The sequence below is a fragment of the Nocardiopsis sp. M1B1 genome, assembly GCF_052466615.1.
This window is the reverse complement of sequence record NZ_CP196194.1, coordinates 3,212,342-3,231,567: the sequence shown is the minus strand read 5'-3', so window position 1 is coordinate 3,231,567 and position 19,226 is coordinate 3,212,342. Positions and strand designations below refer to the sequence as shown.

Sequence of the window (19,226 nt, the reverse complement as noted above, 5' to 3'; positions counted from 1 at the left end):
GGCGGGCCCGGGGACGGGCGGGGGCACCGGGCCGCCGACCGCAGGGCGGGGCCGTCGCGGGCCCGCCCCGCCGCTCAGGCCGCGGACCACTCCCGCGGGCGGGCCCGGACGAAGTCGGCGAAGGCGCGGGGCGGGCGTCCGGTCAGGCGGTGGACCGTGTCCGTGACGAGGTCCTCGCTGCCCTCGGCGATGTCGGCGTCCACCCGGACCAGCGCCGAGGCGAAGGGCTCGGGCATGCCCGCGTCCAGGTTGCGCCGGACCAGTTCGGCCGCCGGGGCGGGCGTGTGGCGCACCGGCCGACCGGCGGCCTCGGCGATGACCGCCGCCGCCCGCGCGTACCCGAACGACTCCGGGCCGGTGAGCACGTGCTCGTCGGCCACCGGTCCCGGTGCCAGGAGCAGCTGCGCCGCGACGGCCGCGATGTCGGCGGCGTCGATCCACCCCAGCTTCCCCTCGCCGGTCGCCGAGCGGATCTCACCGCGCTCGCGGATGCCCACCGCCACCGGGTGCGCCCCGGTGAAGTTCTGCATGAACCCCGACGGACGCAGCACCGCCCACTCGGGGAAGGACCGCACGGCCTCGCCCAGCTCCGCGACGCCGGAGGCCTCGGACAGCCGCGCCAGCGAACCGAGCAGCACCACGCGCCGCACCCCGGCGGCCCGGGCCGCCTCCAGGAACGGCCCGGCCGTCGGCATGGGGTCCAGCGTCATCGGCGGCGGCACCAGGTACAGGGCCCGTGCGCCGTCGAGCGCCCGGGCGTGCGTTCCGGGGTCGGCCCAGTCGAAGGACACGCCGCCGGGGCCGGGCCCGCGGCTGGCAACGCGCACGTGCGCGCCGCGGGCCCGCAGTGCCTCGGTGAGGGGGCGGCCGGTGTTGCCCGTGCCGCCGGTGACGAGGATGCTCATGTCTTCGGTCCCTTCGGATGTTCGGTCCGTCTGCGTCTGCTTCGTCCGGTCCGTGTCGTTCGGTCCGTCCTCCGCCACACTGGCGGGGCTCACCGCGCGGGGGAACGGCCGCGTTATCCCCGGACCAGTGGTCCGTGGTCGGCCGACCGCGCGCGTGGCAGGCTGGGGGCGTGGACAAGCGAGAACTCGGCGGATTCCTGCGCGCCCGCCGCGAGGCCCTGCGCCCGGCCGACGTCGGCCTGCCCGAGACCGCGGGCGGACGCGCGCGGCGCACACCGGGGCTGCGGCGCGAGGAGGTCGCCGACCTGGCCGGGGTCTCGGTGAACTACTACGAGCGACTGGAACAGGCCCGGGCGCCGCGCCCGTCACCGCAGGTCATCGACGCGATAGGGCGGGCCCTGGCGCTGTCGGAGGCGGAGCGGGCGCACCTGTCCCGGCTCGCCGGGCACGCGCCGCCCGCGCGGCCCGGCCCGGCCGAACAGATCCCCGCGGGGGTGCTCGCCCTGCTGGAGCGGCTCGGCCCGGTCGCCGCCTACGTCTGCGACGCCCGCCACGACGTCCTGGCCTGGAACGGCCTGGCGTCCGCGCTGATCACGGACTTCGCCGCGCTGGCCCCGGCCGAGCGCAACGTGCTGCGGCTGTCCATGCGCCTGGGCGGAACGGTGTGTTCGGCGCCGCCGGGGTCGGCGGGCGGGTTCGAGGCGCAGACGGCGGCCCAGACGCGCGAGGCGCTGGCCCGCCGCCCGCACGACTCCGCGCTGCGGCGGCTGGTCGGCGAGTTCGCCGAGCGCGATCCCGGGTTCGCGGCGCAGTGGCGGCGGCACGACGTGCGTCCGCGTGCGACGCTGCGCAAGCGCGTGCACCACGGCGAACTCGGCGTGCTCGACCTGGACTGCCAGACCCTGGCCGTGCCGGGCACCGACCTGCGCGTGGTCGTGTTCAGCGCGGAGCCGGGCACCCTGGACCACGACAAGCTCACCCGCCTCCAGCTCGGCCTCGCGGTCCCCGAGCCCTCGTCACGGCACTAGCGGGAGCTGCTCGGACGACGCCGGAGCCGACGCCACAACCGGTTGCACGGGTGCTCCACGAACCGCGGTCCCGCTGGGCCGAGGGACCAGCGGTTCTTCCTCAGCTCAGGCGGGCGTGAGCGGAGCGGCGGCCCCGGAGCGTCACGGCGTCGCCCAGGCCCGCCGCTCCGGGCTCCGGGGGTCGTCCACCTGGACCCACTCGGTGCCGATGCGCATCGTGGCCCGGCGCTCGTTGTCGTAGGGGGTCCAGCCGGGGTCGCCGGTCCTGGCGAACCGGATCCAGGTCTGGTGGACGCGGGCGGCCAGGTCCGCGGGGGGCTCGCCGCGCCCCAGCAGACCGCCCGGTCCGCGCAACCGCGGCAGGTGCGCGAGGTCGAAGACGAAGGGCAGCTCGACCGCGTGGGCGGCGCCGAGTTCTCCGCCCAGGGCGTCGGAGCGCCACGCGAACTCGTAGGCGAAGGTGGCGGACGCGGGATGGGAGGCGTGGGCGCTGGTCAGGGCCCAACTACCGGCGCCGAACAGCGCGTCGCCCATGACGGCGGACCGCAGCTCGCCGAAGGACGCCCGGGGGCGGGACCCGCGGTACGTCTGGACGAGCCGCGCCGGGTCCGGGTGCGAGCGCGCCGCGGCCGCGTCGACGTCGGACGCGGTCGAGGTGGAGTAGGCGCCCACGGGGGCCAGGTAGAGGTTCCCCTCCTCGGTGTTGGTGCCGATGAGCAGGTCGACGTCCGCGCCGAGCCCGGCGGCGACGGATTCGGCGGGCTGCGTGTCGAGGACCAGGCTGAAGGGGCTGAGTCCGATCAGCGGGTCGCGGTGGGTCCCGGTCCGCAGGTCGATGCCCGCGAGCTTGGAGGCGGCCTCGACCAGGCGGTCGTCGGGGATCTCCGCGAAGGCGTCGGCATCGGGCCGCACGCCCAGCAGGTCGGCCGCCGCACGGGTGACGCGGGCGGCCTGCTCGGTCGTGAACGCCCCCAGTCCGCTGCCGCTCTGGACGATGGCTCGGCGGAAGAGGCCCGTGGCCTCGGGGGTGGCCAGGACGGCGCCGACGATGGTCGCCCCGGCCGACTGACCGAAGAGGGTGACGTCGTCCGGGTCGCCGCCGAAGGCGGCGGCGTTCTCGCGGACCCAGCGCAGCGCGGCGACCACATCGAGCAGGCCGCGGTTGGCGGGTGCTCCGGGGAGGTCGAGGAACCCGGCGATGCCGAGCCGGTAGTTCAGGGTGACGAGGACGACGCCGTCACGGGCGAAGCCGCCGCCGTCGTACATGTCCGAGCGTGTCGAACCGGCGACGAACCCCCCGCCGTGGACGAACACCATGACGGGCAGGCCGCCGTCCGCGGTCTCGGGCGTCCAGACGCTGACGGTGAGGTAGTCGTCTCCGCGGCTCCAACCGTCGCCGAAGTAGGGGGACATGTCCACGCCGCCGAGTCCGCGTTCGGCCTGCGGCGCGTTGGGGCCCGGCACGGCGGCGTCCCGTACGCCGTCCCAGGGCTCGTGCGGTCGCGGCGGCGCGAACCGGTCGGCGCCGAGGGGAGGCGCGGCGTAGGGGATGTTCAGGAAGGCGGCGGTGCCGTCGCGGCGTCGGCCGCGGACCGCTCCCTGCGCGGTGGTCACGACGGGGTCGGGGTGGTGGTTCACAGGTATGCCTTTCCGCTGGTCTCAGCCCTGGTCGGTGTACGGGGCGAAGGGGGCCCAGCCCTTGACGGCGAACTTGTCTCCGTCGCGCACCACTTCGGCGGCGCCGTGGCCGCCCAGGTGCGCGGGGATCACGAGGGCGTTGTCGTCGGCCGCCCTGCCCAGGACCTCGCGGCGTGTGGCGCGGGCGCCCGCGGGGTCCTCGCAGAAGCAGCTGTTGGCGTCCGGTTCGAGGATCTGCACCGGGTTGTGCAGCAGGTCGCCGACGAACACGGCCCGGTCGGTTCCGGAGGCGAGGGTCAGCACGGAGGAGCCGGGGGTGTGCCCGGGGGCGGCGTCCAGTCGCAGGTCGGCGTCGATCCGGTGGCTGGTCTCCCACAGCAGCGTCTGACCGGCCTCGTGCACGGGGGCCACGCTGTCCTCGAAGACGTTCTGGTTGCCGCGGCCGAGCCGCGGCTGGTGGCCGTTGGCGGGGTTCCAGAAGTCGAAGTCGTCCTTGGGCATCAGGTACGTGGCGTTGGGGAAGGTGGGCACCCAGTTCCGGCCGTCCAGGTACGTGTTCCAGCCCACATGGTCGATGTGCAGATGTGTGTTGACCACGATGTCCACGTCCTCGGGTGCGACTCCGGCGCGGGCGAGATTGGCCAGGAAGTCGGTTTCGAGACGGCTCCACACGGGCGCGTACGGGCGCTCCTTGTGATTGCCCACACCGGTGTCGACGAGAATGGTCTTGCCCTCGCTGCGCAGCACCCAGGTCTGGATAGCCGAGTTCACCGTATTGGCCTCGGAATCCACGAAATACGGGCTCAGCAAGGGGGCACCGTCGTCCCAGACCTCCTTGGACACCTCCGGGAAGAAGGTGTCGGGTGTCATTTCCACGGAACCGTAGTACTCCCAGACCCGGGTGATGGTGACATTGCCGAGTTGCATTTGTTCCATGAGGGTTCCTCAGTAATTCGGGTGCTTTCCTGGGACCATACGGGCGGCCCCGGCGCACGCGGTATCCGTCACGTGACTGCACCTGCGCGCACGCCCCGGCAGCGCCTGCGCCGCTTGTAGCCTGGGGGCCGAGGCAAGGCGGCTCCGACCGGGGGGCCACGACCCCTGGAGACCCCGTGGGCGAGCACGCAGGCGGTTCCGGTGCGATCACGGGGCCGGGGCGGGGCCCCGCGGACCCGATCGTCGGCCGGGACGCGGAACTGGCGCGCCTCTTCCGTGCGGTGGACTCCGCGTCGGCCGAGCGGGGTCTGGTGCTGGTCGGCGACCCGGGCACGGGCAAGAGCGCGCTGTTGGACTCCGCGGCGCGCCGGGCCCGGGCGGACGGAGCTCTCGTGCTGCGCGCCGAGGGCAGCGAGTCGGAGTCGAGCCTGGCCTTCTCCGCGCTGCATCAGCTGCTGAGGCCCGTGTCGGCCCAGGTGGACGCGCTGCCGCAGAGGCAGCGCGCGGCGGTGCGCGACGCCTTCGGCTCGGGGTCGGCCACGGCCGAACCCGATCTCATGCTCGTCGGAGTCGCCGTCCTGGGTTTGTTCTCGGCCTTGGGCGAGCGGCGTCCCCTGCTCGTGGTGCTGGACGACGCGCAGTGGTCGGACCGCGCCTCCCTGGACGCGCTGTCCTTCGCCGCCAGACGGTTGGAGGGCGAACCGGTCACGATGCTGTTCGGGGTCCGCTCCGGCGCCCGTCTCCCGGGGCTGGACCGCCATCTGCCGACGCTCACCCTGGGAGCGCTCGGCGACGAGGCCGCCGACCGGCTGCTGGACATGCAGCCGGGCAGCCCCGTCGGCCGGACCCGGGCACGGATCCTCGACCAGGCCGGTGGAAACCCGTTGGCCCTGACCGAACTGGCGAGGGCGTCCGCCGCACCCGACGCGCCCGCCAGGACGCCCTCCTCGGGCCCTCTCCCGCTCACCGACCACCTGGAGCGGGTCTTCGCGGCCCGTCTGGACGGCCTGCCCGACTCCAGCAGGCGGGCCCTGCTGCTCCTGGCCGCCATGGACGGCGCCGACTTCTCGATCGCCGCCCCGGTCGGACTGCCGCACGCCGAGGACGACGCGTGGCTGCCCGCCGAGCGGGCCGGGCTGGTGCGGCGGACCGGCCGGGACGTCCGGTTCCGCCACCCCCTGGTCCGGTCGGCCATCTACCACGCCGCGTCCCCCGCCTCGCAGCGCGAGGCCCACCTCGCGCTCGCCGGGATACTGGGCGACGAACCGGACCGGCGTGCCTGGCACCTCGCCGCCGCGTGCACGGGCCCCGACGCGGCCGTGTCGGCGGAGTTGGAGCGCAGCGCGGGACGGGCCCGCCGCCGCGGCGGCTACGCGGCGGCGGCCAGCGCCCTACAGCGCGCCGCCGAACTCGCACCGCGGCGCGGGGACAGGGCCAGGCTGCTGGTCGAAGCGGCCACCGCGGCCGTGTTCACCGGCGACATCTCCTGGGTGGAGGAACTGGCCGCCGAGGCACGCGCGCACACCGACGACGCGTCGCTGCTGGCCTCCCTGACCGCGCAGGTCGGACGGCTGGAGGTGCTGACCGTGCGCCACTCGGTGGTCTTCTCCCGGTTGGTCGGTTCCGCCGAACAGGCGGCGGACGCGCAGCCCGCCACCGCGCTGGACCTCCTCGCCGATGCCGCCGTGGTCCGCTTCTACTCCGGAGAGGACGCCCAACGGCACCGCGTCCGGGCCGTCCTGGGGCTGCTTCCCGAGGAGGAGTCGCAGGCGTGGACGCGCGCCTGGGTGAGGGCCGTGTCGGACCCCTTCGACGACAGGGCCGGGCACCTGTCCGTGCTCGCGCGGTCGGCGTCGCAGGTGCGGCGTCGGCCCGACCGGCTCACCGCCCTGGCGGTGATGGCGTGGCTCCTGGACGAGACCCCGCAGGCCGTCCGCGCCTTCGACGAGGCGTTCGACGGCTGGCGGTCGCGGGGGCCGCTGCCGGAGGGTCTGGAAGGCGCGGCCGCCTGGAGCTATGTGGAACAGGGACGGTGGGAGCGGGCACGCGAGGCCTGTGCCCGCACCGCCGCCGTCGGGGCGAGGGCCGGTCTCGACCACGCCATGGCGTGTGCGGCCGCGGTGGACGCCACCGTGCTGGCCTACCAGGGGGACACGACGGCGGCCCGTGCCCGGATCGGGGAGGTGTTCGCCCTGGTCGATCCGTTGGAGAGCCGCGCCGTGGCCGTCTACGCCCGTCGCGCGCTCGGTGCCGCGGCGATCGCGGACGGCGCGTACGAGACCGCCTACGACCACCTGCGCGCGGTCTTCACCGCCGAGGGCGACCCGGTGCACTACCACGCCTCCTACCCGGCCCTGGCGGACCTGGCCGTCGCCGCCGCGCGCGGTGGTCGGCGCGCGGAGGCCGCCGCGATCGTCGAGCGTTGCGCACGCGCGCTCGGGGACGGCGCCTCGCCCCGCCTGCGCGCGCTGATCAGCCGGGCCCGCGCCCTCCTGACGGGCCCCGAGGAGGCCGAGGCGCACTTCCGGGCGGCCCTGGCCGATCCGCGGCTGGAGCACTGGCCCTTCGAACGCGCCCAGACCCTGTTGGACCTCGCCGAATGGTTGCGGCGCCGTCGGCGCGTCGCGGAGGCGCGGGGGCCGCTCACCGAGGCTCTGGAGGTCTTCCGGCGTCTGGGGGCGCGCCCGTGGATCGAGCGCGCACGGTCCGAGTCGCGCGCCGCGGGCCTCGACGTCACGGACGCGGTCCCCGACGCGCTCTCCCGGCTCTCCCCGCAACAGCAGCAGATCATCAGGCTCGCCGCCCGCGGGCTGACCAACCGGGAGATCAGCGAGAGGCTGTTCCTCTCCCCGCGCACGGTCGGCTCGCACCTCTACCGCAGCTTCCCCAAGTTGGGTGTCACCGCCCGCTCGCAACTGCGCGACCTCGTGGAGAGCGCCCTTCCGACGGCCGGTCACCGGGGATGAGGCCCGCCCGCCAGGCGCGGACCGGCGGTACGGGGCACCGCGCTGTCGACGGTCACTCCGCTGCTCGGGGGTCCTTGCGCTGCTTGGCGTTGAAGCGCGCCTTCTTCTGACGGTTGCCGCACGTGTTCATGTCGCACCACTTGCGGGTGCGGCTCTGGCTGGTGTCGAAGAAGGCGGCCCGGCAGGTCGGCGACGCGCACAGGGCCAGTCTCCCGTCCCGCTGGCCCGCGATGACGCTGATCGCGTCGGCGGCGATCACGCCGAGGGCGTCCTCCACCCGTGAGGACGGGCCGAGCCGCCATCGCCGCTCGCCCTCGGGCGTCAGGACGGCCGCGGCCCGGCCCTGAACGCTGCGTTCGTTGATGACCCGGACGGCGGTCGGGGGGAGGGCCTCCCGGACCGCGGCCGCCGTCGCGGCGGCGTGGACCGACTCCCTCAGTTCCCGGGCGAGGTCGAGCTGGGCGGTGGTGCAGGAGTCCACGGCGAGACCGTTCACCGCCAGCCAGTCGAGGAGTCGGCGGGGTGTGGGAATGCGCTCCACGGCGTCGCCGCAGCGCTCCGTCAGGGTCGCCGTGAAGCTGGTCGCCAGCACGGTGCCGAGGCGGAAGTCAGGGAACTCAGCGGGCATGGAACCACCTTAGCCGGTTGCGCACGGGCGTGGAGGACTGTTAGAACCGTCTTAGCCGGTTCGCGATGGTCGTAGCCGGTTCCGTGACGGCCAGGAGGCCCCCATGTCCCGTCCGAACAGCGACGTGCGAGCGTTCGAAGCCCGCGCGACCGACGCCGACCTCGACGATCTGCGCGCGCGGCTGGCCGCGGCGCGGCTGCCCGAGGCCGAGACGGTCCATCGCGCGGCGCCCGGCCCCCGCCGGTGGGAGCAGGGGGTCCCCCTCTCCGACCTGGTCGACGTCGTCGACTACTGGCGCACCGGATACGACTGGCGGTCGTTCGAAAGGCACCTCGACCGTGTCGGCCAGTTCCGCACGACCGTCGACGGCCTGGGCATCCACTTCCTGCACCGCCGGTCCGCGCGCGCGGACGCCACTCCCCTGGTCCTGACGCACGGCTGGCCGGGCAGCGTCGCCGAGTTCGTCGACGTGGTGGACGAACTGGCGGACCCGAAGGACGCGGACGCACCGGCGTTCCACGTCGTGGCCCCGTCGCTGCCGGGGTTCGGTTACAGCGACAAGCCGGACACCACCGGGTGGGGAACCGAAAGGATCGCGGCCGCGTGGGTGGAGCTGATGGGCCGACTCGGCTACGACAGGTTCCTCGCCCACGGCGGCGACTGGGGAGGCAACATCACCACGGTCCTCGGCGGCAGGTTCCCGGCGCACGTCCTGGGCATCCACACGACGTTCGCGGAGGCGCCGCCCGGGTTGTCGACGGACGGGCTGACGGCGGTCGAGCGCGCGTGGACCGAGGAGACCCGCCGCTTCTGGCGCCACCGCGCGGCCTACGCCAAGCAGCAGGCGACCCGGCCGCAGACCATCGGCTACTCGCTCGTGGACTCACCGGTCGGGCTCCTGGCCTGGCTCCTCGACAAGTTCGCCGAGTGGTCCGACACCGAGGACAGCCCGTTCGAGACGATCTCCAGGGACCGCGTCCTCGACAACGTCACCCTGTACTGGCTGACGCGGACGGGGGCGTCGGCGGCCCGCATCTACTACGAGAGCCACAACTCGCTCGACCCCGAACTCCGGGTCGACGTCCCGTCGGCGATCACCGTGTACCCCCGCGACATCGAGAAGTACCCGCGCCCCTGGTCGCAGGAGCGGTACCGCCGCATCGTCCGGTGGAGGTCGCCCGAACGCGGCGGACACTTCCCGTCGCTGGAGGTTCCCGGGTACTTCGTCGACGACCTGCGGGAGGGCCTCGCGGCGGTGCTGGCCGCCCGGCGGTGAACACGGCCCCCGCACGGGCCACCGACTCCGGTCTTGCATAGCAGGCATACCATGATGCCCATGACGCAAGAAGACGGAGAACTGGACGGCCTCGTACGCAGGCGCATCCGCGCCCTGCGGGTGGCGCAGGGCTGGTCCCTGGAGGAACTGGCCCGCCGCGCCCACCTGAGCCAGTCCTCGCTCAGCCGCATCGAGAACGGTCGGCGCCGCCTCGCCCTGGACCAGCTGGTCACCCTCGCCCGCGCGTTGGACACCACGCTGGACCAGCTCGTGGAGACGGCCGACGACGACGTCGTCATCAGCCCGATGATCGACGGCGCCCGCGGCCGGATGCGCTGGCCCGTCAAGGGCGACCCCGGCATGAGCGTGGTGCGCCAGCGCGTGACCGACCCGCCGCCCGACAACCCGGCCCGCATGCGCGCCCACCCCGGGCGCGAATGGCTCGTCGTCCTGTCCGGCACCGCGACGCTCATGCTCGGCCACCGGCGCTTTCGCGTCGAGACCAACCAGGCGGCCGAGTTCCCCACGATGACGCCGCACGCCATCGGCGCCGAGGGCGGCCCGTGCGAGATCCTGGGCATCTTCGACCGCGACGCCCGCCGCGGCCACCAGCGGGAGGAGGACGCCCCGGACGCCCCGGACGCCCGGGACGCCTGAGGAGCGGCCGCACCGACCGCGCGGGGACCGCGTCTTGCGCGTCGGGCAGCACATCCGGCCAATGTCTTGCGCAAACCGGGAACCTTCATGCTCGGGACGCATGGGCGTCCTACTGTGGAGGACATGAACCAGACGCACCCGCACAACCACGGTCACGGTCACGACCACGGCGCCCAACACGACCACCACCAGGGACACGGCCACCAGGAGCAGGACGCCGACTTCCAGGCGGAGATCCTCGACCTGGACGCCGAGGTCCTCGCCGAGCACACGGACTCCATCACCGCGTGGCTGCCGCTGACGGCGGACCCGCGCCGGATCGTGGACCTGGGCTGCGGCACGGGCGCGGGCACCTTCGCCCTCCTCGACCGCTTCCCCGACGCGCGCGTCACGGCCGTCGACACCTCCGACGGGCACCTCCAGCGGCTGAACGCCAAGGCGCGCGCCCGCGGCGTCGAGGAGCGCGTGCGCACCGTGCGGGCCGACCTCGACGCCCCCGACTGGCCCGACCTCGGCTCACCGGACCTGGTGTGGGCCTCGGCCTCGATGCACCACATGGCACGCCCCGACCGCGCGCTGCGCAGCGTCCACGACGCGCTCGCGCCCGGCGGCCTGTTCGCCGTCGTCGAGCTGGCCGGGTTCCCCCGCTTCCTGCCCGAGGACGCCCCCGAGGACCGGCCCGGCCTGGAGGAGCGCGTACACGCCGCGGCCGACCGCCTCCACACCGAGCACATGCCCCACCGCGGGGCCGACTGGGGTCCGATGCTGACCGCCGCCGGTTTCACGGTCGAGGGTGAACGCACGATCGCCGTGAACATCGGGGGCTCCCAGAGCGAAGCGATCGGCCGCTACGCGCTCAGCGGCCTGCGACGCATCCGCACCGGCGTCGCCGGAGAGCTCTCCCCCGAGGACCTGGCCGCGCTCGACCGGCTCCTGGACACCGACGGCCCGCACAGCATCCTGCGCCGCGACGACCTGGCCGTGCGCACCGAACGCGCCGTGTGGGCCGCACGCCGCTGACCCCGGGTCCTGGCTGCCCAGGTTGCCCGGCAGGCGGCCCCAGCATCCGATGGAGGGTGGGCGGCGGTGCGATGCCGCCCACCCGCCGTCACTCCACGCGGGGGCGGCCGCGCAACGCGGGGAGGTCGGCCCCTTCGGGGGGCTCTCGTTGTCGGGGGCGCGGACGGGGAACCCTCCGGTTCCGACTCCACCCCGCCCGCCTCCCCGGCGGGAGGGCCGGTGCGCGCCGCGGTTGGCCGTGGCCGGGCGGTCCGCGGGTCTGCGGGTCCTCTCCGGTCCCGTGACCGGGTAATCCTTGTCCCATGGACAACCACGACGACCGCATCCGGGTGCGCGGCGCCCGCATCCACAACCTGAAGAACGTGGACACGGAGCTGCCCCGCGACGCCCTGGTCGCCTTCACCGGCGTCTCCGGGTCGGGGAAGTCCTCCCTGGCCTTCGGCACCCTCTACGCCGAGTCCCAGCACCGGTACCTGGAGTCGGTGGCGCCGTACGCCAGGCGCCTGCTCCAACAGCTCCCGGCCCCGGAGGTGGACGACGTCACCGGGATGCCGCCCGCCGTGGCGCTCGCCCAGCCGCGCTCTGCGCCCTCGGTCCGCTCCACCGTGGGCACCCTCACCACGCTGTCCAACACACTGCGCATGCTCTTCTCCCGGGCGGGTGTCTACCCGCCCGGGGCGCAACGCCTGGACTCCGACTCCTTCTCCCCCAACACCGCGGCCGGGGCCTGCCCGACGTGCCACGGAGAGGGGGTCGAGTACGAGGTCACCGAGGGGTCTCTGGTACCCGACCCCGGGCTGAGCATCGCCGAGGGGGCCGTCGCCTCCTGGCCCGGGGCCTGGCAGGGCAAGAACCTGCGCGACATCCTCGACACCCTCGGGTACGACGTCCACCGGCCCTGGCGGGAACTGCCCCAGGACGAGCGCGACTGGATCCTGTTCACCGAGGAGCAGCCCGTGGTGACCGTCCACCCGGTCCGCGAGGCGGGCCGTGTCCACCGGCCCTACCAGGGCAGGTACAGCAGCGCGCGCAGGCTGGTGCTCAAGGCGTACGCCTCCTCCGCCAGTGAGGCCCGGCGGCGCAGGGCCGCCGAGTTCATGGTGGACCGGACCTGCCCGGAGTGCGGCGGTCGGCGGCTGCGGCAGGAGGCGCTGCGGGTCACCTTCGCCGGGCACACCATCGCCGAACTGGCGGCGCTGCCCCTGACCGAGCTGGTGGGCCTGCTGCGCCCCTGGGCGGAGGACACGGGTGCGGCGGGTGCGCTGGTCGGGGAGATCACGGCGCGGGTCGGGGTGCTGTCGGAGCTGGGACTTGGCTATCTGAGCGCGGCCCGACCGGCGCCGACCCTGTCCACCGGGGAGTTCCAGAGGATCCGGCTGGCCACCCAGCTGGGCACGGGGCTCTTCGGGGTGGTCTACGTCCTGGACGAGCCCTCCGCGGGCCTGCATCCGGCCGACGTCGAGGCGCTCTCGAAGATCCTCCGGCGCCTGCGCGACGGGGGCAACACCGTGTGCTTCGTCGAGCACGACCTGGACGTGGTGCGCGGCGCGGACTGGATCGTCGACGTCGGTCCGGGGGCGGGCGAGCACGGCGGGCGCGTCCTGTACAGCGGCCCGGTCCCCGGCCTGCGCGGGGTCCCGGAGTCGGTGACCGGCCGCTACCTGTTCGGCGACGAGGTCCCGGAGCACCCGACCCGCACCCCCGGCGGGTACCTGGAGCTGCGCGGGGCCGCCCGCAACAACCTCAAGGGGCTGGACGCCGACGTCCCCCTCGGCGTGTTCACCGCCCTCACCGGCGTGTCCGGCTCGGGAAAGTCCTCCCTGCTGGCGGAGATCGGGGACCGGGCCGCCGAACACGGCCGGGTGGTGTGGGTCAGCCAGCAGCCCATCGGGCGGACACCGCGCTCCAACCTGGCGACCTACACCGGGCTCTTCGACACGGTGCGCAAGCTGTTCGCGGCAACCGAGGAGGCCCGCGCGCTCGGTTACGGGCCCGGCCGGTTCTCCTTCAACGTCGTGGGGGGACGCTGCCCGGAGTGCGAGGGCGAGGGGTTCGTGTCGGTGGAGCTGCTGTTCCTGCCCACCACCTACGCCCCCTGTCCGACCTGCGGCGGCTCGCGCTACAACGACGACACCCTCCGGGTGCGGTACCGGGGGCGCACGGTCGCGGACGTGCTCGCGATGTCAGTGGAGGAGGCGGCGGGGTTCTTCACCGAGGAGTCGTCGGTGCGGCGCTCCCTGGAGACCCTCGGCGGGGTGGGCCTGGGCTACCTGCGTCTGGGCCAGCCCGCGACGGAACTGTCCGGCGGCGAGGCCCAGCGGATCAAACTGGCCACCGAACTCCAGCGCCGCCGGGTCACCGGCACGGTCTACCTGCTCGACGAGCCCACCACCGGCCTCCATCCCCACGACACCGACGTCCTCGTCAGCCGCCTGCGCGACCTCGTCGGCGCGGGCGCCACCGTGGTCGCGGCCGAGCACGACATGCGGGTCGTGGCCACCGCCGACCACGTCATCGACCTGGGTCCGGGCGGCGGATCGCGGGGCGGCCGGATCGTCGCGCAGGGCACGCCCGCGCAGGTCGCGGCGGCCCCGGACAGCCGCACGGGCTCCTACCTGAAGGGGGTGCTGTGACGGGGCGGCCGTCCGCCCGCCGCCGTGTGCCGCGGTGGTCACCTCTCGACACGGTAGACGCGGGTCCGGCCGAAGGCGCGGCGGCGAAGGCGTGTGTCCGAGTCTGCCCCTAGTCTTCCGGCATGTACGAATCTGAAGCAGAAACGACCGACTCAGACGGCGGCACGGACACCGCTACCCGGGTGGCGTCAGCGGTTCGGGACTGCCTCGCGCCGCTGCGGGTGTCCGAGGCCCACGAACCGGTCGTCGAGCACGTGCTGAGCGGCACCCGACCGGAGGCCCTGGCGGCGTTGCGGGAGCGGCCGACCGGCGCCGACATGGTCGCCAAACCGGACGCGGTCTGGCGGTCCGACCGGTTGACCGCCGTCGCCGACGCGCATCCCGGCTGGTCGCTGCGGGAGGCCGACGCGGCACGGCTGGTGGTCTACCGGCTCGCGCCGATCGACCTGCTCGTCCGGTTCGGACAGGTGCTGCACGCGGTCACCGGCAATGCCCCGTCATCCGGGGAGCCGTCGTGGCTCCTCGTGCTGGCCGACGACGTGATCCGTGTCTGCGGCGCCGCCGACGGGACCGACGCCGACGGTTCCCAGCGGCGGTGGGACCCCCACACCCTCACCGAGGTCGCCCGGGCGGGCGGCGCGCCCGGCCGGACTCCCGTGCACGCCACCCTGTCAGCACTGCTGTACTCGGACTCCCGCCACTGGCCGTTTCGTCGGCACCGGTTCCTGGAGGATGACGCGGGCGCCGCGTTCCTCGCCCGGAACGCCGACGAGCTCGCGGACGTCGTCACCGGGTCCGGTCTGAACACTCGCAGATACGTGGCGGACCGGTGCGCGCACAGTCCGGAGGCGCACGCGCAACTCGCCGCCGAACTGGCGGTGGACGCCGACGCGGGCGTTCGCGCGCAGGCGCTGTCCGCCCTGTCCCGAATCGACGGCCCCCGGCAGGTGGACCTGCTGCGACGGCACCTGCGGACCGCGCCGCCGGACATCCTGCCGGACGCCCTGGCCCGTATGTCCGACCTCGACGGCGGCGTCGTGGCGATCGAGGAGGCCCTGGCCGACGACGGCGCCGAGACGCGGGACCCCGAGCGCGAGCGGCTGCTGCGCCGGGCCGCCTCCCGGGTGCGGGCGCTGAGAACCGCGGAGGCCGCCGTCCCCGTGCCCGCCGTCGCCGCTCCCCAGGACGCGGACCTGGCGGAGGAGCTGCGGGCGCTGGGGGTCGGGGGCGGCACCGACGGGGACCGCTCCTGGCACCGCGTCGAGGGGCGGCTGGCGCTGATGCCCGACGTCCGCGCCCTGCGGGACGCGTTCCGCGCCGCCGGGCTGTCCGACGCGGACCGGCGTACCGCCTCGCTCCTGGTCACCCGCACGGACCACCACAGGCGCAAGATCGGCGCCTTCCTGACCCCTGAGAACGCCGAGCGCTGGTGGCCCCTGTTCGCCGAGCGCCTGGACCTGGCGGACGAGTACCTCGACGGCGGCGACGGGAAACGGCATCCGGACGACTCCGCCGTGGACACGACGACGATGATCCTGACCATCCTCGAACGCTTCCCCGCCGCCCCCGAGGCCCTGGTCCCGCGCCTGACCTCGCTCGCGCTGGGCGCGAACCGCCACCGGCTGGCGGCCCGGCGTGTGCTCGGCGACCACCCGGACGCCAGGGCGGCAGCGGCGGCCGCGCTGTCGGACGCCGACGCCCGGACACGGTCGTCCGCCGCGGAGTGGCTCGCGGGGTTGAACGAGCCGGGCGTGGTGGGGCCGGAGCCCGGCTGGGAGTTCGGCGCGGGGGTGCTGCACCCGTCGGTCAGGGCCCTGCCCGCGTCGGTGCTGTGGTGGCTGGACCGGTTCCGGGAGCAGGCGCTCGACAAGGGGGTTCCGGCGGAGGACGTCGACCGGTGGCTCGGGCTGGCCCGCCCGAAACTGCGGACGGCGCGCGACGGCGCCGGCACGGTCGTCGGCAGGCTCGGCACTCCGCTGATGCTCCCGCCGGACGCGCCCACCCCGGGCACGGTGTGGGACGAGGACGACCCCGACAACCGCGATGACCACCAGCTCATCGCGACGCTCGACCTGGCCGCGATCCCGCCGGAGGCCACCGACATCCCGCTACCGCCCGACGGCCACGTGCTCCTGTTCGCGAACGTCGAGTTGGACGAGTTCGTCATTCCGGGCGGCGCCGTGTACGTCCCGGCGGGGACGCCGGTCGAGGAGCGGGAGTCCTCACCGAGCTACGAGCCCTACGAATACGACTCCCCCGAGGACCTGGACGAGGAGCTGCGGCGCACCGGTGACCTGCGGCTGATCCCCGGCGTGGGACTGCCCTCCTGCCCCGTCGACGACGAGACCCTCGCCCTGCACCCCCACGCGGAGACGCTGCAAGAGGTCTGGTCCGAGCAGTCCGACGAGGGCGGCGAGTGGCAGATCGGCGGATACGCCGCGGACTTCGACGGCTACGGAGACCCGGCACGCGCCTCGGCGGACCCGGAGGAGGGCGGGCCCGGCTCCGACCCCGAGGACTGGGTCCTGCTCGCGCAGTGGGTCGGGGTTCCGATGGGAATCCTGTACTGGACCATCACCCGTGAGGACCTCAAGGCGCGCCGCTTCGACCGCGTCGTGGTGCAGATGTACTCCAACCCCTGACGGTGCTGCGGAAGCGGGCCCCGGCCGCCGGCGCGGCCGGGGTTCGCGCTCCTGCGGCTGAGGACTGGCACCGCGTTACGGCCTCGGTGTCGGAGCCGTCCCCGTCAGCGTGCACTGTGAGGGGGCGAGCTTCGAAGGGATATGGTGAACCGCTGCCTTGACGATGTAGATCTTCATCATCGCCCGTGAGCACAGGGCTGAGGCCGCTGATGCCCCGGGGCCGGAGATCCTTCCGGCCCACAGGGCTCGCGGCGAGTACGCTCCGGGCGGAGGATGACGATGCGCTGTCCCACCACACGGACGGAGGCGAGAACCGATGCGGGTCTCCCTGCTTGACCGCTCACGGACGCGCAGCGGCGAGTCCGACGCACAGACGATCGCGACGACCGTCGAGAGGGCCGTGCGCGCGGAGGAACTCGGATTCCACCGGTTCTGGACCGCCGAGCACCACGCGGTGCCCGGTATCGCCAGCTCGGCCCCCACCGTGCTGCTCGCGGCCATCGGCGCCCGCACGCGCGATATCCGCCTGGGCACCGGCGGGGTCATGGTCCCCAACCACAGCCCGCTGGTGATAGCCGAGCAGGCGCTGCTCCTGGAGGCGCTCTTCCCCGGCAGGATCGACCTGGGACTGGGCGGTTCGCTCGGCTTCACCGCTCCGATCCGGCGTGCGCTCGGGCGCACCGCCCTGGGCGAGGGCGAGTACCCGGCAGAGGTCGAAAGGGTCCGCGAGTATCTGGGCGGCCGGGCCGGGATCACCGCCAAACCCAGCGTCGCGCCTCCGCCGGTGTTCCTGCTCGCCGTCCGGGAGGGGCTGGCACTCGCCGCCGAACTGGGACTTCCAGCGGTGGTCGGAGGGCCGGTTCTTCGTGACCCGGGCAGGATCGCCGCGTACTTCGAGGACTTCCGTCCGAGCCCGACCTCGCCCGCTCCCTATCTGGTCGTGAACGTGGACGTCTCCGTCGCGGAGACCGAGGAGCGCGCTCGCGATCTGCTGCTGCCCGAGGCCTGGGCGTACGCGGACTCACGGGAGGTCGGGGAGTTCCGCGCGCTCCGCCCCGTCGAGGAGGTGCGCCGGCTGCTGGGCGAGACGAGCCGCGACAGGAAGCGCAAGGATGTGCACGGCTGGATGGACTCCGCGATCGCGGGCACTCCCGAGCAGGTGGCGGACGCGCTCACCGACCTCCTCGACCGCACCGGCGGTTCCGAGTTGCTCGCCAATGTCAGTACCTACGACCGCGACGAGGTCCGCAGGACCGACGAGTTCCTCGCCTCGCTCCAGGCCCGGTGACGGGTCGCGTGTCCGCCGGGCCGTGCCCGTCGCCGGGGCATCAGGCGGCGAGCTGTCGGCGGAGCCGGTCGATGACGGCCTGACGCGCGGGCGGGTGCGCTGGTGTTGTCCCACGTGCGGGGGCTTCATCGGCGGCGATCGGCCCGCCTCCCATGAGCGAGACCAGGATGCGTTCGGTGAGGGCCGGTTCGAGTTCGCAGGGCCCCTCACCCGCCGGTTCCGTGATGCGCGGTTCCTCCCCTCCCCCGCTTGCCTCGGGTGGTCGAGGCGAGGCTGGTGGGTGCAGGAGTTCGCCCGGCACCGACCGGCAGGGGCCTCCGCACACCCGGCAGGTGCCGCCGGGAACGTTGCGGACGCCGGGGTGCTCGGGACACGTGCGCACCGCCGTGCCCCGGGCGTCCACGTCGAACCCCGGTGGACGGGCGAAGGGGTCGCCGTCGTCGGGGCCGCGCTCCTCGGCGGGCCTTCGGGGCGTGGGAATCCCCGGCCGCCAAGGCGTTGTGGGCGTGACTCCCCGGCCAAAGGTGCCCGCGAGGAAGGCGCGGGCCTGGGCCGGGCCGCGCAGGCGCAGCATCAGGGCCGGGAAGGGGCGGCGCAGCCTCTCCGCGCCCCGAACGAGGGCGGTGAGTTCCTGTGCGGTCAGGCCCGCGTCACGCAGGCGCAGCAGGGCGCTGGTCAGGGCGGCCCGGTCGGCGCGCGGGTCGTTCAGGGCGGCGTCGGGGACATGCCGGAGCAGGGGGTGCCCTTGCGAGGGCTGGACGTGCGGGGGGTGTGCGTTCCGGGGATGCGCGTGTGGAGGACGTCCGTACGTGCGCGGCCGCGCGGGTTCGGGCCGCTCTGCTGTGTCTGGGCTCCTGCGGACGGAATCGGGGCGCTCGTCGGAGGAGAGGTGAATGGGATACAGGTGTGTGGGTCGATTCGACCCGTCGCCGAGGTCGATTCGAACCGTCGCGGCCTTCCTGATCCGGGGGCGGGTGGTCTCGTCCAGGGGCTCCTCCCCCAGGGCCGCGCGGACGGCGTTGATCTCCTCGCGGACCGGTTCGGGGAAGTCCTCGGCGGGGATCAGGAGTTCGAGGACGAGCGGAAGGCGGTCGTGCGAGCGGGTGCGCTCCTTGATGTCCTCGGCGAAGAAGGCGCGGGTCTGACCGGGGTCGAGTTTGCGGACCAGTCCGGCGGCGACGAGGTCCGCGATGGCGCGCTTGGCGACGGAGAGGCTGAGCAGGTGGCCGGACCGGTTGACCAGGGTGTCCAGGCAGAGGAAGCACCAGCGGCCGTCGAGGTCGGCGGCGCGGGCGATGACCGTGGCGGCGATGAAGGAGCGGGATGTGGGGAAGAGTCCGGCCTCGCGGACTTCGTTGACCCAGATGTCCGGAATGAAACCAATTCCGCGCATTGCCCCGCGAGGGCGTTGACGCGGGCCGAAAACCCGAGCCGAATCACGGCGTTCGGTGGTGGCACGGGGAGTGGGGGCGGTAGACTCCATGACGAGTCGCCTTCCTGGTGAAGCAGGTAGGTGGCGCGGCCGGACGCTTGTTTGCGCAGGCGTCGGCCAAATCCCGGATCGGTGTTTGGCGCACCGACCGGGATTTTTCTTTTCGGGGAACACGCT

Annotated in this window: 13 protein-coding genes; 8 read left to right on the top strand and 5 right to left on the bottom strand. The window is 74.1% G+C overall.

Annotated elements, in window-relative coordinates; all coding sequences use genetic code 11:
* Positions 1-74: 74 nt before the first annotated feature.
* A complete protein-coding gene (locus ACSTA4_RS13890; RefSeq protein WP_444963907.1) occupies positions 75-905 on the bottom strand; it encodes an NmrA family NAD(P)-binding protein in 831 nt (276 codons plus the stop codon).
* A 170-nt stretch (positions 906-1,075) separates the two neighbouring features.
* Here ACSTA4_RS13890 and ACSTA4_RS13885 point away from each other — a divergent pair, with 170 nt between their 5' ends.
* Complete coding sequence (locus ACSTA4_RS13885; RefSeq protein ID WP_444963906.1) at positions 1,076-1,933, top strand: helix-turn-helix transcriptional regulator; 858 nt, start codon at positions 1,076-1,078, stop codon at positions 1,931-1,933.
* 141 nt (positions 1,934-2,074) lie between these two features.
* On the opposite strand, the gene ACSTA4_RS13880 is transcribed toward ACSTA4_RS13885, so the two are convergent.
* Together ACSTA4_RS13880 and ACSTA4_RS13875 are read right to left on the bottom strand one after the other, a co-directional pair.
* Complete coding sequence (locus tag ACSTA4_RS13880; RefSeq protein WP_444963905.1) at positions 2,075-3,571, bottom strand: carboxylesterase/lipase family protein; 1,497 nt, start codon at positions 3,569-3,571, stop codon at positions 2,075-2,077.
* A gap of 21 nt (positions 3,572-3,592) precedes the next feature.
* Positions 3,593-4,498, bottom strand: coding sequence for an MBL fold metallo-hydrolase (locus tag ACSTA4_RS13875; protein WP_444964169.1), 906 nt, complete (start codon positions 4,496-4,498; stop codon positions 3,593-3,595).
* Between the two features lie 185 nt (positions 4,499-4,683).
* Between ACSTA4_RS13875 and ACSTA4_RS13870 the strand changes: the two genes are divergently transcribed.
* Positions 4,684-7,473, top strand: a complete 2,790-nt coding sequence (locus tag ACSTA4_RS13870) for an ATP-binding protein (protein WP_444963904.1) — start codon at positions 4,684-4,686, stop codon at positions 7,471-7,473.
* A 52-nt stretch (positions 7,474-7,525) separates the two neighbouring features.
* On the opposite strand, the gene ACSTA4_RS13865 is transcribed toward ACSTA4_RS13870, so the two are convergent.
* A complete protein-coding gene (locus ACSTA4_RS13865) occupies positions 7,526-8,101 on the bottom strand; it encodes a CGNR zinc finger domain-containing protein (protein ID WP_444963903.1) in 576 nt (191 codons plus the stop codon).
* Between the two features lie 103 nt (positions 8,102-8,204).
* On the opposite strand from ACSTA4_RS13865, the gene ACSTA4_RS13860 reads away from it, so the two are divergent.
* The 6 genes from ACSTA4_RS13860 to ACSTA4_RS13835 all read left to right on the top strand — a co-directional run bounded on the left by ACSTA4_RS13860 (position 8,205) and on the right by ACSTA4_RS13835 (position 17,617).
* A complete protein-coding gene (locus ACSTA4_RS13860) occupies positions 8,205-9,377 on the top strand; it encodes an epoxide hydrolase (protein ID WP_444963902.1) in 1,173 nt (390 codons plus the stop codon).
* Positions 9,378-9,428: 51 nt separating this feature from the next.
* Positions 9,429-10,034: a helix-turn-helix domain-containing protein gene (locus tag ACSTA4_RS13855; RefSeq protein ID WP_444963901.1), complete on the top strand. Its 606-nt coding sequence runs from the start codon at positions 9,429-9,431 to the stop codon at positions 10,032-10,034.
* A gap of 123 nt (positions 10,035-10,157) precedes the next feature.
* Entirely contained in the window at positions 10,158-11,054 is an 897-nt protein-coding gene (locus ACSTA4_RS13850; protein WP_444963900.1) for a class I SAM-dependent methyltransferase, read from the top strand.
* A gap of 302 nt (positions 11,055-11,356) precedes the next feature.
* Positions 11,357-13,687, top strand: coding sequence for an ATP-binding cassette domain-containing protein (locus ACSTA4_RS13845; RefSeq protein ID WP_444963899.1), 2,331 nt, complete (start codon positions 11,357-11,359; stop codon positions 13,685-13,687).
* 182 nt (positions 13,688-13,869) lie between these two features.
* The gene (locus tag ACSTA4_RS13840; RefSeq protein WP_444963898.1) at positions 13,870-16,329 is read left to right on the top strand and encodes a DUF1963 domain-containing protein; all 2,460 of its coding nucleotides are present in this window, start codon (positions 13,870-13,872) and stop codon (positions 16,327-16,329) included.
* Positions 16,330-16,645: 316 nt separating this feature from the next.
* Positions 16,646-17,617 carry an MsnO8 family LLM class oxidoreductase gene (locus tag ACSTA4_RS13835; RefSeq protein WP_444963897.1) on the top strand — a complete coding sequence of 324 codons (972 nt, stop codon included), beginning with the start codon at positions 16,646-16,648 and terminating at the stop codon, positions 17,615-17,617.
* Between the two features lie 40 nt (positions 17,618-17,657).
* On the opposite strand, the gene ACSTA4_RS13830 is transcribed toward ACSTA4_RS13835, so the two are convergent.
* A complete protein-coding gene (locus ACSTA4_RS13830; RefSeq protein WP_444963896.1) occupies positions 17,658-19,010 on the bottom strand; it encodes a hypothetical protein in 1,353 nt (450 codons plus the stop codon).
* Between the last annotated feature and the right edge of the window lie 216 nt (positions 19,011-19,226).

What these genes read in the sequence shown, in the direction of transcription:
- ACSTA4_RS13890 (WP_444963907.1), bottom strand. Translation starts at nt 905, where the DNA reads ATGAGCATCCTCGTCACCGGCGGCACGGGCAACACCGGCCGCCCCCTC.
- ACSTA4_RS13875 (WP_444964169.1), bottom strand. Translation starts at nt 4,498, where the DNA reads ATGCAACTCGGCAATGTCACCATCACCCGGGTCTGGGAGTACTACGGT.
- ACSTA4_RS13865 (WP_444963903.1), bottom strand. Translation starts at nt 8,101, where the DNA reads ATGCCCGCTGAGTTCCCTGACTTCCGCCTCGGCACCGTGCTGGCGACC.
- ACSTA4_RS13860 (WP_444963902.1), top strand. Translation starts at nt 8,205, where the DNA reads ATGTCCCGTCCGAACAGCGACGTGCGAGCGTTCGAAGCCCGCGCGACC.
- ACSTA4_RS13855 (WP_444963901.1), top strand. Translation starts at nt 9,429, where the DNA reads ATGATGCCCATGACGCAAGAAGACGGAGAACTGGACGGCCTCGTACGC.
- ACSTA4_RS13850 (WP_444963900.1), top strand. Translation starts at nt 10,158, where the DNA reads ATGAACCAGACGCACCCGCACAACCACGGTCACGGTCACGACCACGGC.
- ACSTA4_RS13845 (WP_444963899.1), top strand. Translation starts at nt 11,357, where the DNA reads ATGGACAACCACGACGACCGCATCCGGGTGCGCGGCGCCCGCATCCAC.
- ACSTA4_RS13835 (WP_444963897.1), top strand. Translation starts at nt 16,646, where the DNA reads ATGCGGGTCTCCCTGCTTGACCGCTCACGGACGCGCAGCGGCGAGTCC.
- ACSTA4_RS13830 (WP_444963896.1), bottom strand. Translation starts at nt 19,010, where the DNA reads ATGCGCGGAATTGGTTTCATTCCGGACATCTGGGTCAACGAAGTCCGC.